The sequence below is a fragment of the Umezawaea sp. genome (genome assembly GCF_036375055.1).
In the GTDB taxonomy this organism is placed as follows: domain Bacteria; phylum Actinomycetota; class Actinomycetes; order Mycobacteriales; family Pseudonocardiaceae; genus Umezawaea.
This window is the reverse complement of sequence record NZ_DASUSQ010000144.1, coordinates 13,436-28,605: the sequence shown is the minus strand read 5'-3', so window position 1 is coordinate 28,605 and position 15,170 is coordinate 13,436. Positions and strand designations below refer to the sequence as shown.

General features: G+C 70.7%; 15 protein-coding genes. 7 read left to right on the top strand and 8 right to left on the bottom strand.

All coding sequences use genetic code 11. The annotated features are described in order from the left end of the window. Positions 1 to 38: 38 nt before the first annotated feature. The gene (locus tag VFZ92_RS35110; protein WP_330881050.1) at positions 39 to 797 is read right to left on the bottom strand and encodes an SDR family NAD(P)-dependent oxidoreductase; all 759 of its coding nucleotides are present in this window, start codon (positions 795 to 797) and stop codon (positions 39 to 41) included. Between the two features lie 298 nt (positions 798 to 1,095). On the opposite strand from VFZ92_RS35110, the gene VFZ92_RS35105 reads away from it, so the two are divergent. Next, complete coding sequence (locus tag VFZ92_RS35105; protein ID WP_330881047.1) at positions 1,096 to 2,886, top strand: gamma-glutamyltransferase family protein; 1,791 nt, start codon at positions 1,096 to 1,098, stop codon at positions 2,884 to 2,886. Between the two features lie 190 nt (positions 2,887 to 3,076). Here the strand turns inward: VFZ92_RS35105 and VFZ92_RS35100 are convergent, their stop codons facing one another. Beyond that, on the bottom strand, positions 3,077 to 3,340 hold the full coding sequence (locus tag VFZ92_RS35100; RefSeq protein ID WP_330881045.1) for a hypothetical protein: 264 nt from the start codon (positions 3,338 to 3,340) through the stop codon (positions 3,077 to 3,079). Positions 3,341 to 3,439: 99 nt separating this feature from the next. Between VFZ92_RS35100 and VFZ92_RS35095 the strand changes: the two genes are divergently transcribed. From VFZ92_RS35095 to VFZ92_RS35080, 4 genes are all read left to right on the top strand, one after another. Next, positions 3,440 to 4,261 (top strand): helix-turn-helix transcriptional regulator, encoded by an 822-nt coding sequence (locus tag VFZ92_RS35095; RefSeq protein WP_330881043.1) that lies wholly within the window; start codon positions 3,440 to 3,442, stop codon positions 4,259 to 4,261. A 9-nt stretch (positions 4,262 to 4,270) separates the two neighbouring features. Then, positions 4,271 to 4,456 (top strand): DUF397 domain-containing protein, encoded by a 186-nt coding sequence (locus VFZ92_RS35090; RefSeq protein ID WP_414720097.1) that lies wholly within the window; start codon positions 4,271 to 4,273, stop codon positions 4,454 to 4,456. Positions 4,457 to 4,519: 63 nt separating this feature from the next. After that, positions 4,520 to 5,326: a sensor histidine kinase gene (locus VFZ92_RS35085; protein ID WP_330881041.1), complete on the top strand. Its 807-nt coding sequence runs from the start codon at positions 4,520 to 4,522 to the stop codon at positions 5,324 to 5,326. Beyond that, positions 5,323 to 5,988 carry a response regulator transcription factor gene (locus tag VFZ92_RS35080; RefSeq protein ID WP_330881038.1) on the top strand — a complete coding sequence of 222 codons (666 nt, stop codon included), beginning with the start codon at positions 5,323 to 5,325 and terminating at the stop codon, positions 5,986 to 5,988. The genes VFZ92_RS35085 and VFZ92_RS35080 overlap by 4 nt, the downstream gene beginning before the upstream one ends. An 81-nt stretch (positions 5,989 to 6,069) precedes the next feature. Here the strand turns inward: VFZ92_RS35080 and VFZ92_RS35075 are convergent, their stop codons facing one another. After that, entirely contained in the window at positions 6,070 to 6,444 is a 375-nt protein-coding gene (locus VFZ92_RS35075; RefSeq protein ID WP_330881036.1) for a hypothetical protein, read from the bottom strand. Between the two features lie 368 nt (positions 6,445 to 6,812). Here VFZ92_RS35075 and VFZ92_RS35070 point away from each other — a divergent pair, with 368 nt between their 5' ends. Continuing rightward, positions 6,813 to 8,138: an alginate O-acetyltransferase AlgX-related protein gene (locus tag VFZ92_RS35070; protein WP_330881034.1), complete on the top strand. Its 1,326-nt coding sequence runs from the start codon at positions 6,813 to 6,815 to the stop codon at positions 8,136 to 8,138. Here the strand turns inward: VFZ92_RS35070 and VFZ92_RS35065 are convergent. Genes VFZ92_RS35065 through VFZ92_RS35055 form a run of 3 tightly spaced genes read right to left on the bottom strand, consistent with a single transcriptional unit; the run spans position 8,135 to position 11,852 of the window. Next, positions 8,135 to 9,865 carry a methyltransferase domain-containing protein gene (locus tag VFZ92_RS35065; RefSeq protein WP_330881032.1) on the bottom strand — a complete coding sequence of 577 codons (1,731 nt, stop codon included), beginning with the start codon at positions 9,863 to 9,865 and terminating at the stop codon, positions 8,135 to 8,137. The genes VFZ92_RS35070 and VFZ92_RS35065 overlap by 4 nt on opposite strands. 11 nt (positions 9,866 to 9,876) lie before the next feature. Beyond that, positions 9,877 to 10,779, bottom strand: a complete 903-nt coding sequence (locus VFZ92_RS35060; RefSeq protein ID WP_330881030.1) for a glycosyltransferase — start codon at positions 10,777 to 10,779, stop codon at positions 9,877 to 9,879. Then, the gene (locus tag VFZ92_RS35055) at positions 10,776 to 11,852 is read right to left on the bottom strand and encodes a hypothetical protein (RefSeq protein ID WP_330881028.1); all 1,077 of its coding nucleotides are present in this window, start codon (positions 11,850 to 11,852) and stop codon (positions 10,776 to 10,778) included. The genes VFZ92_RS35060 and VFZ92_RS35055 overlap by 4 nt, the downstream gene beginning before the upstream one ends. Before the next feature lie 202 nt (positions 11,853 to 12,054). Here VFZ92_RS35055 and VFZ92_RS35050 point away from each other — a divergent pair, with 202 nt between their 5' ends. Continuing rightward, positions 12,055 to 13,188 carry an acyltransferase gene (locus VFZ92_RS35050; RefSeq protein WP_330881026.1) on the top strand — a complete coding sequence of 378 codons (1,134 nt, stop codon included), beginning with the start codon at positions 12,055 to 12,057 and terminating at the stop codon, positions 13,186 to 13,188. Here VFZ92_RS35050 and VFZ92_RS35045 read toward each other — a convergent pair whose 3' ends face one another. Next, entirely contained in the window at positions 13,189 to 13,956 is a 768-nt protein-coding gene (locus tag VFZ92_RS35045; RefSeq protein ID WP_330881024.1) for a hypothetical protein, read from the bottom strand. Positions 13,957 to 14,053: 97 nt separating this feature from the next. Next, a complete protein-coding gene (locus tag VFZ92_RS35040) occupies positions 14,054 to 15,127 on the bottom strand; it encodes a hypothetical protein (protein ID WP_330881022.1) in 1,074 nt (357 codons plus the stop codon). Between the last annotated feature and the right edge of the window lie 43 nt (positions 15,128 to 15,170).

The window sequence follows — 15,170 nt, the reverse complement described above, 5'->3', positions numbered from 1 at the left end:
GTGACCGGTCGGGTTTCGTGGTGTGGTGGGTCTTGTTCTTAGCGGGGGGCCATGCGCAGGGCGCCGTCCATGCGGATCACTTCGCCGTTGAGGTAGTCGTGTTCGATGATCGTCAGCGCTAGTTGGGCGTACTCCGCTGGCAGGGCCAGGCGCTTGGGGAACGGGACGCCTGCTGCCAGGCCTGCGCGGAAATCGTCCGACACCGTTGCGAGCATGGGGGTGTCCACGATGCCGGGGGCGATGGTCATCACGCGGATTCCCACGGTCGACAGGTCTCGCGCCGCTGGGAGGGTCATGCCCACCACCGCTGCTTTCGAGGAGGCGTAGGCGACCTGGCCGATCTGGCCGTCGTAGGCGGCGATGGACGCGGTGTTGATGACGATGCCGCGTTGGCCGTCTTCCAGGGGTTCGGTCTTGCCGATGGCCGCTGCCGCCAGGCGCAGGACGTTGAACGTTCCCACCAGGTTGATCTCGATGACCTTGCGGTACAGGTCGAGGTCGTGGGGGCCCGCTTTGCCCACCGTCCTGCTCGACGGGCCGATGCCCGCGCAGTTGACGACGATGCGCAGTGGTGCTCCGGCGGATGCCGCGGTGTCCACCGCCGCCTGCACCTCGCTCGGGGAGGTCACGTCGGCGGGCAGGTACGTCACGCCCTCGACGGCTTCGGCCTTCTCGATGCCCGACGGCAGGTCCAGCGCGAAGACGTGCGCGCCCTTCGCCGCCAGAGCGCGTGCGGTTGCCCCACCGAGGCCCGACGCACCACCCGTCACGATCGCCGCGGTACCCGTGATCTGCATGCGGCCCAGGTTAACGCTCGTTCAGCGCAGGCTCCTGCTCCGGTGGTCGGAGAAGTGGAGCAGTGCGACCAACGGCACAGCGGCCAGTGCTGCCAGTCCGACGAACAGGCCCAGGATGACCAGCAATTCCATGTGGTGAACAGTGCCCCTCTTCGTGGTTCCCCCGCGTCGTCCGGCAGAGGGTTGTCTGCGTGCACTCAGGGGATACCCGATGTCACGCTCCGCTACACCTCGGTGATCGACTTTCTGTTCGTTAGCCGGGGTAACCAAAATCCTCCCCACCGCGTAAGTTGGCCACGTGTTCACCACCCGGCCGGAACTCGTCGGCACCCACGGCATGGTCGCGTCCACCCACTGGCTCGCCTCCTCGGCGGGAATGGCCGTGCTGGAGGCCGGGGGCAACGCCTTCGACGCCGCCGTCGCGGCGGGCTTCGTGCTCCAGGTCGTCGAACCGCACCTCAACGGACCCGGCGGTGAGGTCCCGATCGTCTTCTCGTCGGTGAACGAGTCCGCGCCCCGCGTGCTGTGCGGCCAGGGCGTCGCACCGGCGGGCGCGACGATCGACCACTACACCGGCCTCGGCCTCGAACTGGTGCCCGGCAGCGGGCTGCTCGCGGCCACCGTGCCCGGTGCGTGGGACGGCTGGCTCACGCTGCTGCGCGACTACGGCACGAAGTCGCTGCGCGAGGTCCTCGGCTACGCGATCGGCTACGCGCGCGACGGCTTCCCGCTGCTGGAGCGGGTGTCGTTCACGATCTCCCGCGTCTCCGACCTGTTCCGCGACCACTGGCCCACGTCGGCCGCGCAGTGGATGCCCGGCGGGCACGTGCCCGAGGCCGGTACCCGGTTCCGCAACCCGAAGCTCGCCGAGACGTGGGAGTGGCTGCTGGCGGCGGGTGAGGCCGCGGGCGGCGACCGCGACGCCCAGATCGAAGCCGCCCGCCGCGCCTGGTCGCAGGGCTTCGTCGCCGCGCAGGTCGACGACTTCTGCCGGTCCGAGTTCCGCGACGACTCCGGCCGCGACCACGCCGGCGTGCTCACCGGCGCCGACATGGCCGGGTGGGAGGCCACCTACGAGGACGCCGTCACGGCCGACTTCGGCGACTGGACGGTCGCCAAGTGCGGTGCCTGGTCGCAGGGACCCGTTCTGCTGCAACAGCTCCGGCTCCTGGAGGGCTTCTCCGACCGGCTGTCCTACGTGGACGGCAAGCCGACCGCCGAGACGATCCACCTCGCCGTCGAGTGCGCGAAGCTGGCGTTCGCCGACCGCGAGGCCTGGTACGGCGACTCCGGTGACGTGCCGCTCGACGTGCTGCTGTCGCGCGAGTACGCGGACGTGCGCCGCAAGCTCGTGGACGAGAACGCCTCGCTGGACCTGCGTCCCGGCTCGCCGCGCGACCTCACGCCGCGGCTGGCCGAGCACATCCGACGCGGACCGAGCACCCCGACCGACCTCGGCGGCGCCATCGGCGAACCGACCGTCGAACGCGCGGGCACCACCAAGGGCGACACCGTGCACGTCGACGTCGTCGACCGCTGGGGCAACCTGGTCTCCGCCACCCCGTCCGGCGGCTGGCTCCAGTCGTCGCCGGTCATCCCGTCGCTGGGCTTCTGCCTCGGCAGCCGCGCGCAGATGTTCTGGCTGGACGAGGGCCTGCCCAACTCCCTGACCCCCGGCAGGCGCCCCCGCACCACGCTGACCCCGTCGCTCGCGCTGCGCGACGGCCTGCCCGCGCTGGCGTTCGGCACTCCCGGCGGCGACCAGCAGGACCAGTGGCAGCTCGGGTTCTGGCTCGCGCACACCACCGGCGGCCTGAACCTCCAGGCGTCGATCGACGCGCCGCTGTGGCACAGCAACGCGTTCCCCAGCTCCTTCTTCCCGCGCACGTGGACGCCGGGCGAACTGGTCGTGGAGTCCCGGATCGGGGCGGCGGCGATGGCCGAGCTGAGCGACCGCGGCCACACCGTCGTCGACGCGGGCGACTGGACGCTGGGCCGGATGTCCGCCGTGGCGCGGGATTCCCGCGACGGCCTGCTCCGCGCCGCCGCCAACCCCCGCGGGGCCCAGGGTTACGCGGTCGGCCGCTAGCCCCCGGCCGCGCACGCTCGCGCTAGGAGCGGAACGGCCCTGACCCGAGGGGGGAGGGGAGCAGGGCCGTTCCGGTACCGGAATCCCCTCCGGCACGGCACCGCTGCGGCGCGCCCGAGGTTCATGGCGGGGAAATTGCCGCATCCGGGCCGTCCGGAGCAAGGCGCGTAATCACCCTGGGCGACTTCATTCACCCGCGAGAGGGGCGCGCCCAGTCCAATTTCGTCGTGCACACCCGAACGTCCGCCCGCCACACCACGACCACGTAGGTACCGCTCTCCGCCCGCACCCGAGTCAGGTACTCGGCCGCGCAGCCCCGCGTGTAGTGCGCCTTCCACGCCTCGCCCCGCACGACGTACCAGCCGTGGTCGGAGACGTTCTCCACGTGCTCGCACACCAGCGCCCCGCCCGGCCGCCGCCTCTGGTACTCGATCCGGTGGTGGTAGTCGTCCATGCGGTGGACGGTCCACGCGGGCGTCACGCGGTGGGATTCCCGCCGCGTGCATTCCAGGTCGTAACGTCTCGTGGTCGGGCGATCACGGGGAGGTGCCTGGTGGGCAAGAACGCCGAACCCACGTTCCGGCAGCGGAAGCTCGGCGAAGCGCTCCGCGTGCTGCGGGAGCGCGCTGGACTGACCCAGCAGGAAGCCGCCGCCCGACTCCGCTACGACCACCGCAAGCTCAGCCGCATCGAGAACGGCCAACGGCCCGAGTACCACGGCCTGCGGGCGATGTTGGACGAGTACGGGTTGCCGGTGCCGGAGTGGAAGCGCTACCTGGACATGTACGAGCGCGCCATCGAGAAGGGCTGGTGGCACCCGTACGGAGTGGATGACCACGGGTACACCAGTCTGGAACACGACGCGTGCGTGGTGCGGGACTTCCAGTTGGCCCACGTGCCCGGCCTGCTCCAGACGGAGGCGTACGTGCGCGCGGCTTTCGCGGGTGCTCGGGTCCAGCGGTCCAGGCAGTGGGTCGACAACCAGGTGCTCGTGCGGATGCGCCGACAGGAGCGCCTGCTGGCCGCCGACCCGTTGCGGCTCCAGGTGGTGATCGCCGAGAGCGCCCTCGCGCAGGCCGATCGGGCGCAGTTGCGGCACATCGTCGAGCGCGGTCGGCTCGACGCCGTCGACGTGCGGGTGCTGCCCCGCTCGGTCGGTTTCCACGACGGTCAGAGCGGCCCGTTCACGCTGCTCGACTTCCCCGACAGGCGGGATTCGCAGGTCCTCTACGTGGAGCACGCCACCGGGGCGATCCACATCGAGGACCCCGAGAAGGTCAGGGCCGGTAAACTCGTCTTCAACCACCTCTCGAAGCGCGCGTTGTCCCCGGACGAGTCCGTGACGTGGATCGAGGGGTTGGCCGCTGAGCGATAGGGGATCGTGGTGTCCACTGTGTGGCGCAAGAGCAGCCGTAGCAACGCCGGCGGCAACGCGAACTGTGTCGAGGTCGCCCTGGCCGGTGTCGCCGCGGTCGTCCGGGACTCCAAGAACCCGACCGGCCCGGCGGTCTCGCTGCCGGACTGGTCCGGTTTTCTGGTCGCCGTCAGGAGCGGCGCGTACGACCGCTGACGTACGCCGCGGTGCCGCTCCAGCACCGACGTCCCAGGGCACCTCCTCCCGTACGGTCGAGCCGTGTTCCTCCTGCCCTACGCCTGGTTCGCGGCCACGTTCGGGCTGCTGTTCCTGCGCAAGCGGTACCCGGTGGCGACGATCGCGCTCACCGGGACGTCGACGTGGCTGTACTACACGACCGGCCACTGGGGGCCGCTCGTCGCGGCTCCCGCGCTGGCCGTCTTCAGCCTGGGCCGGGTGTCGGCGGTCGAGCGGCGGCGGCGGCAGGCCGAGCAGGAGCGGTTGAGGATCGCGCGCGAGGTGCACGACGTGGTGGCGCACAGCCTGGCGATGATCAACGTGCAGGCGGGGGTGGCGGCGCACGTGGCCGATCGCAAACCCGACGAGGCGGTGAAGGCGCTGCTGGCGATCAAGGAAGCGAGTCGGGCGGCCCTGGTTGACCTGCGGGCAACTCTCGGGGTGCTGCGCAGCGGCGAGGGCACGGCTCCGGCTCCGAGCCTGGCTCGGCTCGACGAGCTGCTGGCCCCGGTGGGCAAACCCGTCGAGGTGCTGGGTGAACCGGGCGATCTACCGGTGCCGGTGGACGTGGCGGCGTACCGGATCGTGCAGGAGTCGGTGACCAACGCGCTGCGCTACGCGCCGGACGCCACGAAGATCACCATTCGCTTCGAGCGGACCGGTGGTCAACTGGAGATCACGGTGCGGGACGACGGTCGGGCGACCATGCCGGGCATCGGTGCGGGGACGGGGCTGGCGGGGATGCGGGAACGGGCGGAAGCGCTCGGCGGGAGCGTCGACGCGGGCGGGGTGCCGGGCGGTGGGTTCGAGGTGCGGGCCGTGCTGCCGGTCGAAGGGGGAGGCGGATGATCCGGGTCGTGCTGGCCGACGACCAGGCGCTGGTCAGGGCCGGGTTCCGGTTGCTGCTGGACACCGAGGACGGCTTCGAGGTCGTCGGGGAGGCCGGTGACGGTGCCCAGGCCGTGGCGCGGGCGCGGGAGTGCGGGCCGGACATCGTGGTCATGGACGTCCGGATGCCCGGAACGGACGGTCTGGAGGCGACGCGGCTCATCTCGGGGGACCCGGAGCTGCGGGACACGAAGGTGCTGGTCCTGACGACGTTCGACGTGGACGAGTACGTGTTCGAGGCGCTGCGGGGCGGGGCGAGCGGGTTCCTGCTGAAGGACGTCGAACCGGTGGAGCTGCTGCACGCCCTGCGCGTGATCGCCGCGGGTGACGCCCTGCTTGCACCGAGCGTGACCAGGAAACTCATCGCTGAGTATGCGTCGCGACCGGAGAATCGTCGCGTTCACCCATCTGCGCTGCGAGAACTCACTGATCGTGAGCGAGAGGTCCTGGCGCTCGTGGCGGGTGGACTGTCGAACGACGAGATCGCGGAACACCTGGTCATCAGCCCTGCGACGGCCCGGACGCACGTGAGCCGCATCATGACGAAGACTGCCGCGAGGGACCGGGCGCAACTCGTCGTTCTCGCTTATGAATCGGGACTCGTAACCGCTAAAAGATTATGAGCAATTCATGAGCCCGTTACCGGCTGTATTGGTCGTATTGGTCACGGAGTAATTTATTGACGCAGTGCGACCAATTGACGGCTAGGCGATGGCGCCGGGCGGGAGGTTCAACTTGAAGGGCAGCGTCGTCACGACGGCGAGGTCCGACGCGGTGCTCTTCATCAACGACGGCGCGTTGCGGGCCCCCGGCTCGGGCAGGTGCAGCAGGCGGTCGACGGCCTCGACGAGCTGACCCTCGTAGATCCAGACGGCCTGCGCGGGGCGCGTGCTGTCTCGAACCGCAGGTAGACGGCCTGCGCGAGCTTCTGTCTCAGACCAGAAGAGGATCGAGTCGATGAAGCCTCTGCGCTGCTTGAAGGCCATGATCCGGTCGAGTTCGCCTTCTCCGTCCCTCAGGTGCAGGAACTGGAAGCCACTTTCGCGCAACTCGATGACCTTGCTCAGTGCGAGATCCATGACGCACCTACCTCTGTGAGGTCCGGGTCGGGCGTAGACCGATCCCAATATCAACTGGAATGGATCGTACGGCAAACGAGGGAATCCAACATAGACCTGTGGGTCTTGTCTATGTCTCAATCGGGGATGGCGGTAGAAGCTTGTCCTGCTCTTGTCCGGTTCTCTTGGGTCCCGCTCTGAGCACCCGGAACGTTCGTGCCAGGAATGCGACACTTGCCAAAGTGACCAGGGTCACATGCAACCACATGGCGGCCTCCGTCGACTCGTCAGGGTCCTGATCGCTCGACCCACCGGTATAGACGTGCGGCTCTCGTGCGAGGTTGCAGATCCACGCGACCCGCCGCGGCGGCGCTGGATACCCTGACCAGGTGACCGCCAACCGGCTTGATTCGCCGACCCCGCCCGGAGGGGTTCCCGGCCTGCCGCCGTTGGCCGAGTCCTGGCTCCCCCGCGAGCACCCGCTGCACCGGCCCAGGCACGGAGCCCGCCAGACGACGGCGCGCGTCGCCGCGCTCGTGTTCTTCTGCGTCCCGATGTTGCTGCTGGTCGTGGGCGTGCGCGCGCCGGAGTTCGAGAACAGGAAGCTCGCCGACTTCCCGTCCGTCACCGACGGGTTCGGCCTCCTCACGGGCCTGGACCAGTGGGCGACCGACCACCTGCCGCTGCGCGACAAGGCCGTGCTGGCCGAGGACGCGATCAGCCGCGGCGTGTTCGGCGAACCGCCGCCGCTCGGGCAGAAGCCCGCCGTCGTCGGCCCGGTGCAGGCGCCCGTCCAGACGCCGAGCGCGTCCGACGAGGACCGCGACAAGCTGCGCGCCAGCGGGTTCCCCAAGGTCATCGAGGGTTCGGACGAGTGGCTCTACCTCGGGTACGACGTGCTCGGGGCGTGCCTGCCGGAGCGGTCGGTCGACGACGTGATCGGCGGGATGAAGAAGCTCCGCGAGGCCGTCGAGTCGTCGGGGCGCGAGTTCATCCTGATCGTCGCGCCGGACAAGACCACGATGGTCCCCGAGCACCTGCCCGCCGACTACGTCGGCAAGGCCTGCTCCACCGAGGCCCGCGAGAACTTCTGGAAGCGGGCGCTGGCCGACGCGGGCGTGCTAGACGTCCGGCCTGCCCTGCGCGCCGCCGGGGAACGCCGCGGCGCCCCGGTCTACTCCACCATCGACACGCACTGGACCCACGAGGGCGGCCTCGCGATGACCCGCCTGATCGCCGAGGCGGTCCAGGCCGGTTCGACCGCGACCTGGAAGGCCACGCCCGCGACCGTGGTGCGGCGCGAAGGCGACCTGCCGACGCTGCTGGGCAAGACCGTCGAGTTCCCGGTGCAGACCTACGACCTGGCACCGGACGGTCAGACGGTGCAGAGCAAGGCGGTCGACAAGGCGTTCCGCGACCCGCTCCGGCTGCCCGGCGCGACCGGGAAGGGCGTCGTGCGGACCAAGGTCAGCATGATCGCCGACTCGTTCACGCTGCCCGCCATCCCGTACCTCAGCGGCGGGTTCGCCGACCTGACCGTCGTGCACAGCGACACGGCGGGCACCGACGTGCTGAAGGTCGCGAACACGCTCGCGGACAGCGACGTGGTCGTGTTCGAGGCGGTGGAGCGCAGCCTCACCGCGGGCATCAACCCGATGGTCGCCGACCCGATCATCAACGTGGTGAAGGCCGAACTGGCCAAGCGGCCCCGCTAGGACTGGCGCTTCTGCCTGGCCTTCTTCGCCACCGCGCCCGCCAGCCGCACCGGTGCGCTCACCTTCCACGACGTGGAGCCGCGCAGCTCCGACAGCGCGTTGTGCGCGTTGGTCGACACCTGCTCGGTGTGCGCCAACTGGCCCCGCACCGCGGCGAGCTCGGCCTCCAGCGCGTCGACGCGCCGTTGCAGCACCTCCTCGCGCTCCAACCGGCGGTCCAGCGACCGCACCGACCCCGGCGGCAGCAGCAGCGGCTTCTCGTCCAGCGCCACGTGCACCATCGACCGCATCACCAGCCACTCGTCGGTGGCCACCGCGTGCGAGGACGACTTCTCCGACCACTTGTTGTAGATGGAGGTCATCTCGTCGGTGTCGTGCACGCCGCAGAACGACGCCGCGCGCACCAGGAACTCCCAGTCCTCGCAGACCGTCAGCGACTCGTCGAACCGGAACCCCAGCTCCACCAGCACGCGCGGGAACGCGAAGCAGTGGAACGGCGTCTCGTTCTGCCGGATGTGCCGGACCATGTCGAACCGCGTGGCGTACGTCGGCGTCAGCGGACCGGTGGCGGTGTGCGTGGCGAGCTGGCCGTTCGGCGCCCACTCGCGGTGCTGCTCGGCGGCCCACCAGCGCACCAGCGTGCCCGGTGACGTCCGCGCGCCCGCCTTGATGTTCTCCACCCAGTTCGCGGTCACCAGGTCGTCGTCGTCCAGGAACACGACGTACTCGCCGCGCGCCGCCGCCAGACCCGCGTTCGCGGGCCTGCCGCGCGTGCCGCCGTCGCACGGCAGCACCGTCACGCGGTGGGCGAGGTTGCCCTCGAACTGGTCGACCGCGGTCCGCACGTCGGTCTCCATCGTGGAGTCGTGCACGACCATGACGACCTCGAAGTCGAGGTCGGTCTGCGCGCCGAGGCAGCACAGGACGTCCACCAGCGTGTCCGGGCGCCTGCCCTGGGTCCGCATCACGACGCTGAGGAACGGCCGCTCCTCCTCGACGGCGACGGCGACCCGCGCGGCACCGCGGTGGTAGCGGCGGACGAACTGGTTGACCTTGCCGTGCTCGTCGGCGCCGGACCGCACCTGGTCCACGAGCGCGCCCAGCGTCGCCTTCGGCTCGAACAGCGGGTGGCCTGCGCGGCTCTGGTCGGAGCGCAGCAGCACGAAGTCCTCGCGCGCGGCCTCGTACCAGCCGGTCGACACCATCAGCTCGGTCAGCGAGCGCTCGGTGAAGAACCGCACGTGCGTGCGGTCCAGCAGGCCCGAGTCCGTCATGTCCCAGTGGCCGGACAGCAGCTGCCGCGCCAGGTCCACGTGGCCGACGTTCGGGACGCTGACCACCAGCTCCACGTCCGCCTGCTCGGCGGCGAGGCCCGCCAGCACCTCCAGCACCGCCCTCGGGTCCGGCACGTGCTCCAGCACGTCCAGGCACAGCACCGCGGCGACCTTGCGGCCGTTGACCGCCTTGTCCAGCGCTTCCCGCAGGTCAGGACGGGTCAGGTCGAGCACGTGGGCCTCGATGCCGCGCTCGGTCAGCGCGGCCACCGACCCCTCGTCCAGGTCCAGGCCGACGTAGGTCGCGCCCAGGTCGCCCAGGGGACCCGCCACCGCGCCCGCGCCGCACCCGACGTCCAGCACCACCCGGCCCTCGGGCGCGCTCGTGGACAGCAGCCGCACGGCGGAGCCGTACGGGCCGGAGTCGTTGAAGTCGAATTCGTAGTTGCCCACGCGTGCATCCCTCAGAATCGGCGGCGGCCGTACTCACCGTTGACGAAGTCGGCCACCGAGGCGGCGTCGGGCAGCACCGGCGGCAGGTCGCCGCCGGAGTGCCTGCGCTCGTACTCCTCCAGCGCGCGGCGCTGCTCGTGGCTGCCGTGGACCTCCATGACCTCGACGGTCTCGGTGACGATGTCGGGTCGGGCGAACCTGGTCGCCAGCATCAGCCTGCCGAGGATGCCCTCGTACGGCTCGATCGCCGTCGTGCGCACCCCGGCCGTGGCGTCGAGCCGCTTGTCGTGGAACAGCACCGCCCTGGGCTGGTGCACCACCCGCGAGCCGCGCAGCCGCAGCCGCCAGCTCAGGTCGACGTCGTTGACGTAGGAGGGGAACCAGCGCGCGTCGAACCCGCCGACGGCGTGGAAGTCGGCGGTGCGCACCACGAGGCACGCGCCGCTGGCCCAGCTCTGGTCGCCCAGCCTCGGGTCGAAGTGCTTCGGGTGCTCGCACGGGATCTGGCGGCCGTCGGCGGCGACCACGTCGGGGTCGCGCAGCGCCTCCACCAGGTGCCGCAGCAGCGTCGGGGCGACGTAGCTGTCCGGGTTGAGGAACAGCACCGCGTCCTCGGTGGCGCCCTCGGCCAGCGCGTTCGAACCCGCGCTGTGGCCGAGGTTCGCGTTGAACCACGTGTAGTCCAGCGTGACCCGCGGGTCCGCGCCCGCGCGCAGCTCCCGCAGGTCGCCCTCGCTGATCACCGGCACGTCCGAGCAGTCGCCGATGGCCAGGGCCACCTTGTTCAGCCCGACCTCGGCGGCGTCCAGCGCGAGCTGCGCCGTCCGGTTGAGGGCCCGGACGCACCGCCACACCTCGGCGAGCGGGTTCTCGTAGAGCACGACCGCGACCCGCACGGACGAGGGAGAACTCATTTCGTCGGGGCCGTGTGCTTGAGCTGCTCGGTGAACACCGCGTCGAAGCGCTTCCGGGCGCTGGCCTCGTCCACGCTGAACACCTCGACGCGGATGACCTCGCCGCCCGCGACGTAGTGCGCGCGGAAGACCGTGATGGACTTCTCCGCACTGGTCTGGACCGACTTCGAGGGCACGATGTCGCCCTGCTTGGCCGCCGGGTCCTCGGTGAACCCGAACCGCTTCTGGTCGGTGTCCATCGCCTCCTGGAGCGCGGCGGGGCTGCCGGCCTTGAACGCCCACAGGCTCGTGGTGATCTCGTTCTCCACCACGATCACCGAGCGCGCCTCGGTCGCGCCGACCTGTTTCAGCACCACGAGGTCGGGCGTCGGCAGCGGCTTGGCCGTCGTCAACTCCTCCGGCGTGTACGTCTTCGGGCCCGCCGAGCGGCCCTCGGGCACGACCAGCGTGCCGAAGGGGCTGGGCTTCGGCTTCGTGGTGGTCGTCGGCGCGGCCGAGGACGAGGACGTCGGGTCGGCGACCGACTGACCGCCACCCGGCTTGATCGCGAAGAAGTAGACGCCCGCGGCGATGGCGAGCACGAGGACGACGACGCCGACGATGGCGAACACCTTGCCCTTGCCGCCGCCGCTCTCGTCGAACACCTCGGGGCCCTGGGTGTTGAACCCGCTCCACTGCTGCTGCTCGGGGTCACCACCCGCCCACGGAGGGGAGTACGCGCTCTGGTCGCCGCCCCACGGCGTGCCCTGCTGGGCCTGCCAGGGCGCGCCCTGCTGCTGCTGGCCGCGCACGACCTGCGTGCGGTCGGCGTTCGACACGACCTGCGTCCGCTCGGCCGCGTCGCCCGCGGGCGGCTGGCCACCGCTGTTGGGCACGACCTGGGTGCGGTCGGCCTCGCCCGGCGTGCCCACGGGCTTGATGAACTGCGTCGACTCCGAGGAGCCCGACGGCTGCTGCTGGGACGGCTGGGGCTGCTGGGGGCTCCACTTGAACGGAGCGGGGAACGGGTTGGAGTCCGGTCCGGTCTGCTGCGGGGGCGCGGCGCTCTGGCCGCTCTGCGCACTGGCGAGCAAGTCGTCGCGTTGACGCCGGTAGACGTCTGCCGAAACCTTCCCCGCGGCGAACGCCGCATCGAGCTGTCGGAGTTGTTCCTGCCAGGTCACCGCGATCCTCCCTCGTGGTCAATCTCTGCACGTGCGCACGGAAAAACCCCCGGCCCTCGCGGTTCGCCTATCCTACGGTCCGCCGACTGCGGGTCGGCGGGAGGAGGCCCCGGTGGGCATCTGGGGGAATCGTCGTTCCGAGGGCAGCGCGCCGAACGACCGCAAGAGGGCCACAGACGGTTTCGGGACCCTTCGTCTGATCGCGGCGTTCTGCATCATCATCGACCACGCGGCTCCGTTGACCAAGTCCGGCGGCTCGGTGCTGCCGGTCTGGTTCGGGTTCGACCTGGGCACGGTGATGGTGTCGGCGTTCATGGCCATGAGCGGCTACCAGGTGGTCCAGAGCTGGGAACGCGATCCCCACCCGTGGCGGTTCTCCGTCAAGCGCGCACTCCGCATCCTGCCCGGTCTCGTGGTCGTGCTCGCGCTGTGCGCCCTGGTGCTGGGCCCGCTGCTGACGACGCTCCCCACCGGCGCCTACTTCCGGCACCCGGCGACGTGGAGCTACCTCTACGACAACCTGCTGATCTTCCCACAGCGGTACGCCCTGCCGGGGGTGTTCACCGAGAACCCCTACCCCAACGCGGTCAACGGGTCCCTGTGGAGCCTGGCCATCGAGGTGCTCGGCTACCTGCTGATCGCCGTGTTCGGCCTCGTGGGCGCGCTCCGGCGCCGGTGGGTCGTGCTGGTGGTCGCCCTCGCGCTGGCCGTGCTGTTCCAGCGGATGCTCACCGCGCAGTGGGAGACGCCCCCGGTGTTCCTGCTGGTGCCCACGTCGCCGCTGGTGCAGTACCTCGCCGTGTACTGCGTCGGGATCCTCGCCCACCTCTACCGCGAGAAGTTCCGGTACGCGTGGGGCGGTGTCCTGGTGTGCGTCGCCGTGGAGGTGGTCATGTACGCGTCGCCGATGACCGAGCTGACGCGGCTGGTGACCGTGCCCTACATCGCGCTGGCCATCGGCACGCTGCTGCCGAGCACGCTGTGGCTGCCGTCCTCGCTGACCGCCGCCAGCTACGGCGTGTACCTCTACGGCTTCCCGACCGAGCAGCTCGTCGTGTGGGCGGGCGCGCGGTCGGAACTGGTGGTCGCGCTGGTGTCGGTGCCCATCGCGTTCGCCCTCGGGCTGCTGTCGTGGAACCTCGTCGAGAAGCCGGCGATGAAGCTGCGCCGGGTCCTGTTGCGCCGCAAGCCGGAACCGCCGTCGCACTCCGCGCCCACCGTCGAGTTCGAGCGGGTCAGGACCTGATCACCTGCTCGGCAGCGCGGCCTGGACCGTGGCCAGCAGGGTGGTGAGGTCCTGCGCCAGCCGCGCCATGTCCGGCTTCGGCCCCTGCGCGACGCCGACGCGGACCACCTTGTCCCCCGAGGTGTAGACGAGGCGCAGCACCGCCTTGTCCGGGGCGGACAGGACGAAGCGGCCCTCGCTGACGTCGACGAAGCCCGCGGTGCGCAGCTGCTCCGTCAACCCCGCGGCGACCTGCCCCGCCTCCTGCGCCGAGCCCGCGGGCACGACGATCAGCGCGTAGGACGTGTTGTTCTCGTACGACGTCGCGAAGTGGAACCTGTTGACGCCGTTGTCGTTGAGCAGACCCGCTTCCTGCGGCGAGAGCAGCCGCAGGTTCATCGCGCGGACGACGTCCATCTCCGGTTCCGTCTGGCCCGCGCCGGGCAGCGCCGGGATCTGCGCCGCGCTGCTCGCCGCCGCCGCGCCCGACGAGCCGGTGTCGCGGGTGAACCACCACGTGCTCGCGGCGAGCGCGGCCACCAGGAGCACGGCGACGACGGCGATCCACCGGCGCTTGCGCTTCGGCTTGCGCACGGCTGCGGCGTCGGGCGGTGCGGCGACGGGCTCGTCGACGGGTGTGTGGTCGGCGAAGTCCACCGCCGGTGAACCGGGAGCGGGCGCGGCCGCCCGAACGAGAAGGCTGTCGCGCTCCTTGACGTACTCGGCGCGGGTGATCTCACCACCCGCCAGCCTCACGTCGAGCGCGCGCAGGTTCTCCTGCCAGTCCATCGCCAGCACCTCACGTATCGATCGACAGCCCCGATCGGGACTGCACCATCCTGCCCGAGTCCCGTCGTCAAGATCCTCGCGGTGGTGCCGATGCCGGTCAGCCGACCCGGATGGAACCGACCACCCCGCGCATGAACTCGGCGAACTTGCCGCCCACGTCCTGGTCCGGCACCGTGGTGGGACCCGCCGTCGCGACGCGGACGGTCATCTTGCCCGACGTGTAGATGCCGCGGTACAGGAACTGGTTGGAGGTGGCGAGCTTCGTCATCGTCACCGACTTCGGCACGTCGTTCAGCTCCACAGTGGACGTACCGGCGACGGCCCGGTTCTCCACCAGCGCGGCCGACAGGTCCTTGGCCGACTGCTCGTCCTCGGCGACGTACACCGCGATGGCGTAGGACAGCGTGCCGTCACCGCTCGACTTCTCGAAGACCTTGTCCACGCCTGCGGCTTCGAGCGCCGCCAGGTCGCCCTCGGGGATGATCTTGGCGTCCTTGGCGGTCTCCAGCGTGTACTCGCCGTTCTTCGGGTACGGGTTGCCCGGCGGGTCCGGCACCGCCGCCAGGCCCGACGGAGGGGCCGTGGTGGTCGGGGCGGGCGGCGGGCTCGACGTGGGCGGCGCGCTCGTCAACGCCTCCGTCGTCGTCGCGGGCGGCGGGGCCGCCGACTGCGTGCCCATGCCGCCGCTGAGCCCGAACCAGAAGACGCCACCGCCGATCACGACGAACGCCAGCACCCCGATCAGCACGTAGATGCCGACCCTCGGGCTCTTGCCCGCGTTCGAGTCGAACACCTCGGCGCCGTGCACGCCCGACGTGCTCGGCGTGACGCCGAAACCCTTGTCCTCCCACGGCGGGACCGGCCTCTTGGGAGGCTGGCCGAACTGCTGCTGCGGTGGGAACTGCGGCAGCGGCTGCGACGTGGACGGGGTGGCCGGGAACCCCACCGGTCGCACCTGCTGCGTCTTCTCCGGGTCGGCGAAGTCGCTCTTCCTGATCACGCTCGTCGCCTCGGGGTCGGCGGGCTGGCTGGCCCGCCACCGCATGGGCGTGGGGCCACCCCCGGACGCGGCGGCGAGCAGCTCGTCGCGACGCGACCGGTGCTGGTCCGCGGTGATCCGCCCGGCCGCCAGCGCCTCGTCCAGAGCGCTCAGCTCTTCCTGCCAGCCCATCTGAAATCCCTCTCGGCGATCTGTCCGCGACTTCTCGGACGTC

Excerpts from the sequence above, each read along its gene's own strand:
- VFZ92_RS35110 (WP_330881050.1), bottom strand. The coding sequence starts at position 797 with ATGCAGATCACGGGTACCGCGGCGATCGTGACGGGTGGTGCGTCGGGC.
- VFZ92_RS35100 (WP_330881045.1), bottom strand. The coding sequence starts at position 3,340 with ATGGACGACTACCACCACCGGATCGAGTACCAGAGGCGGCGGCCGGGC.
- VFZ92_RS35080 (WP_330881038.1), top strand. The coding sequence starts at position 5,323 with ATGATCCGGGTCGTGCTGGCCGACGACCAGGCGCTGGTCAGGGCCGGG.
- VFZ92_RS35075 (WP_330881036.1), bottom strand. The coding sequence starts at position 6,444 with ATGGATCTCGCACTGAGCAAGGTCATCGAGTTGCGCGAAAGTGGCTTC.
- VFZ92_RS35060 (WP_330881030.1), bottom strand. The coding sequence starts at position 10,779 with ATGAGTTCTCCCTCGTCCGTGCGGGTCGCGGTCGTGCTCTACGAGAAC.
- VFZ92_RS35045 (WP_330881024.1), bottom strand. The coding sequence starts at position 13,956 with ATGGACTGGCAGGAGAACCTGCGCGCGCTCGACGTGAGGCTGGCGGGT.
- VFZ92_RS35040 (WP_330881022.1), bottom strand. The coding sequence starts at position 15,127 with ATGGGCTGGCAGGAAGAGCTGAGCGCTCTGGACGAGGCGCTGGCGGCC.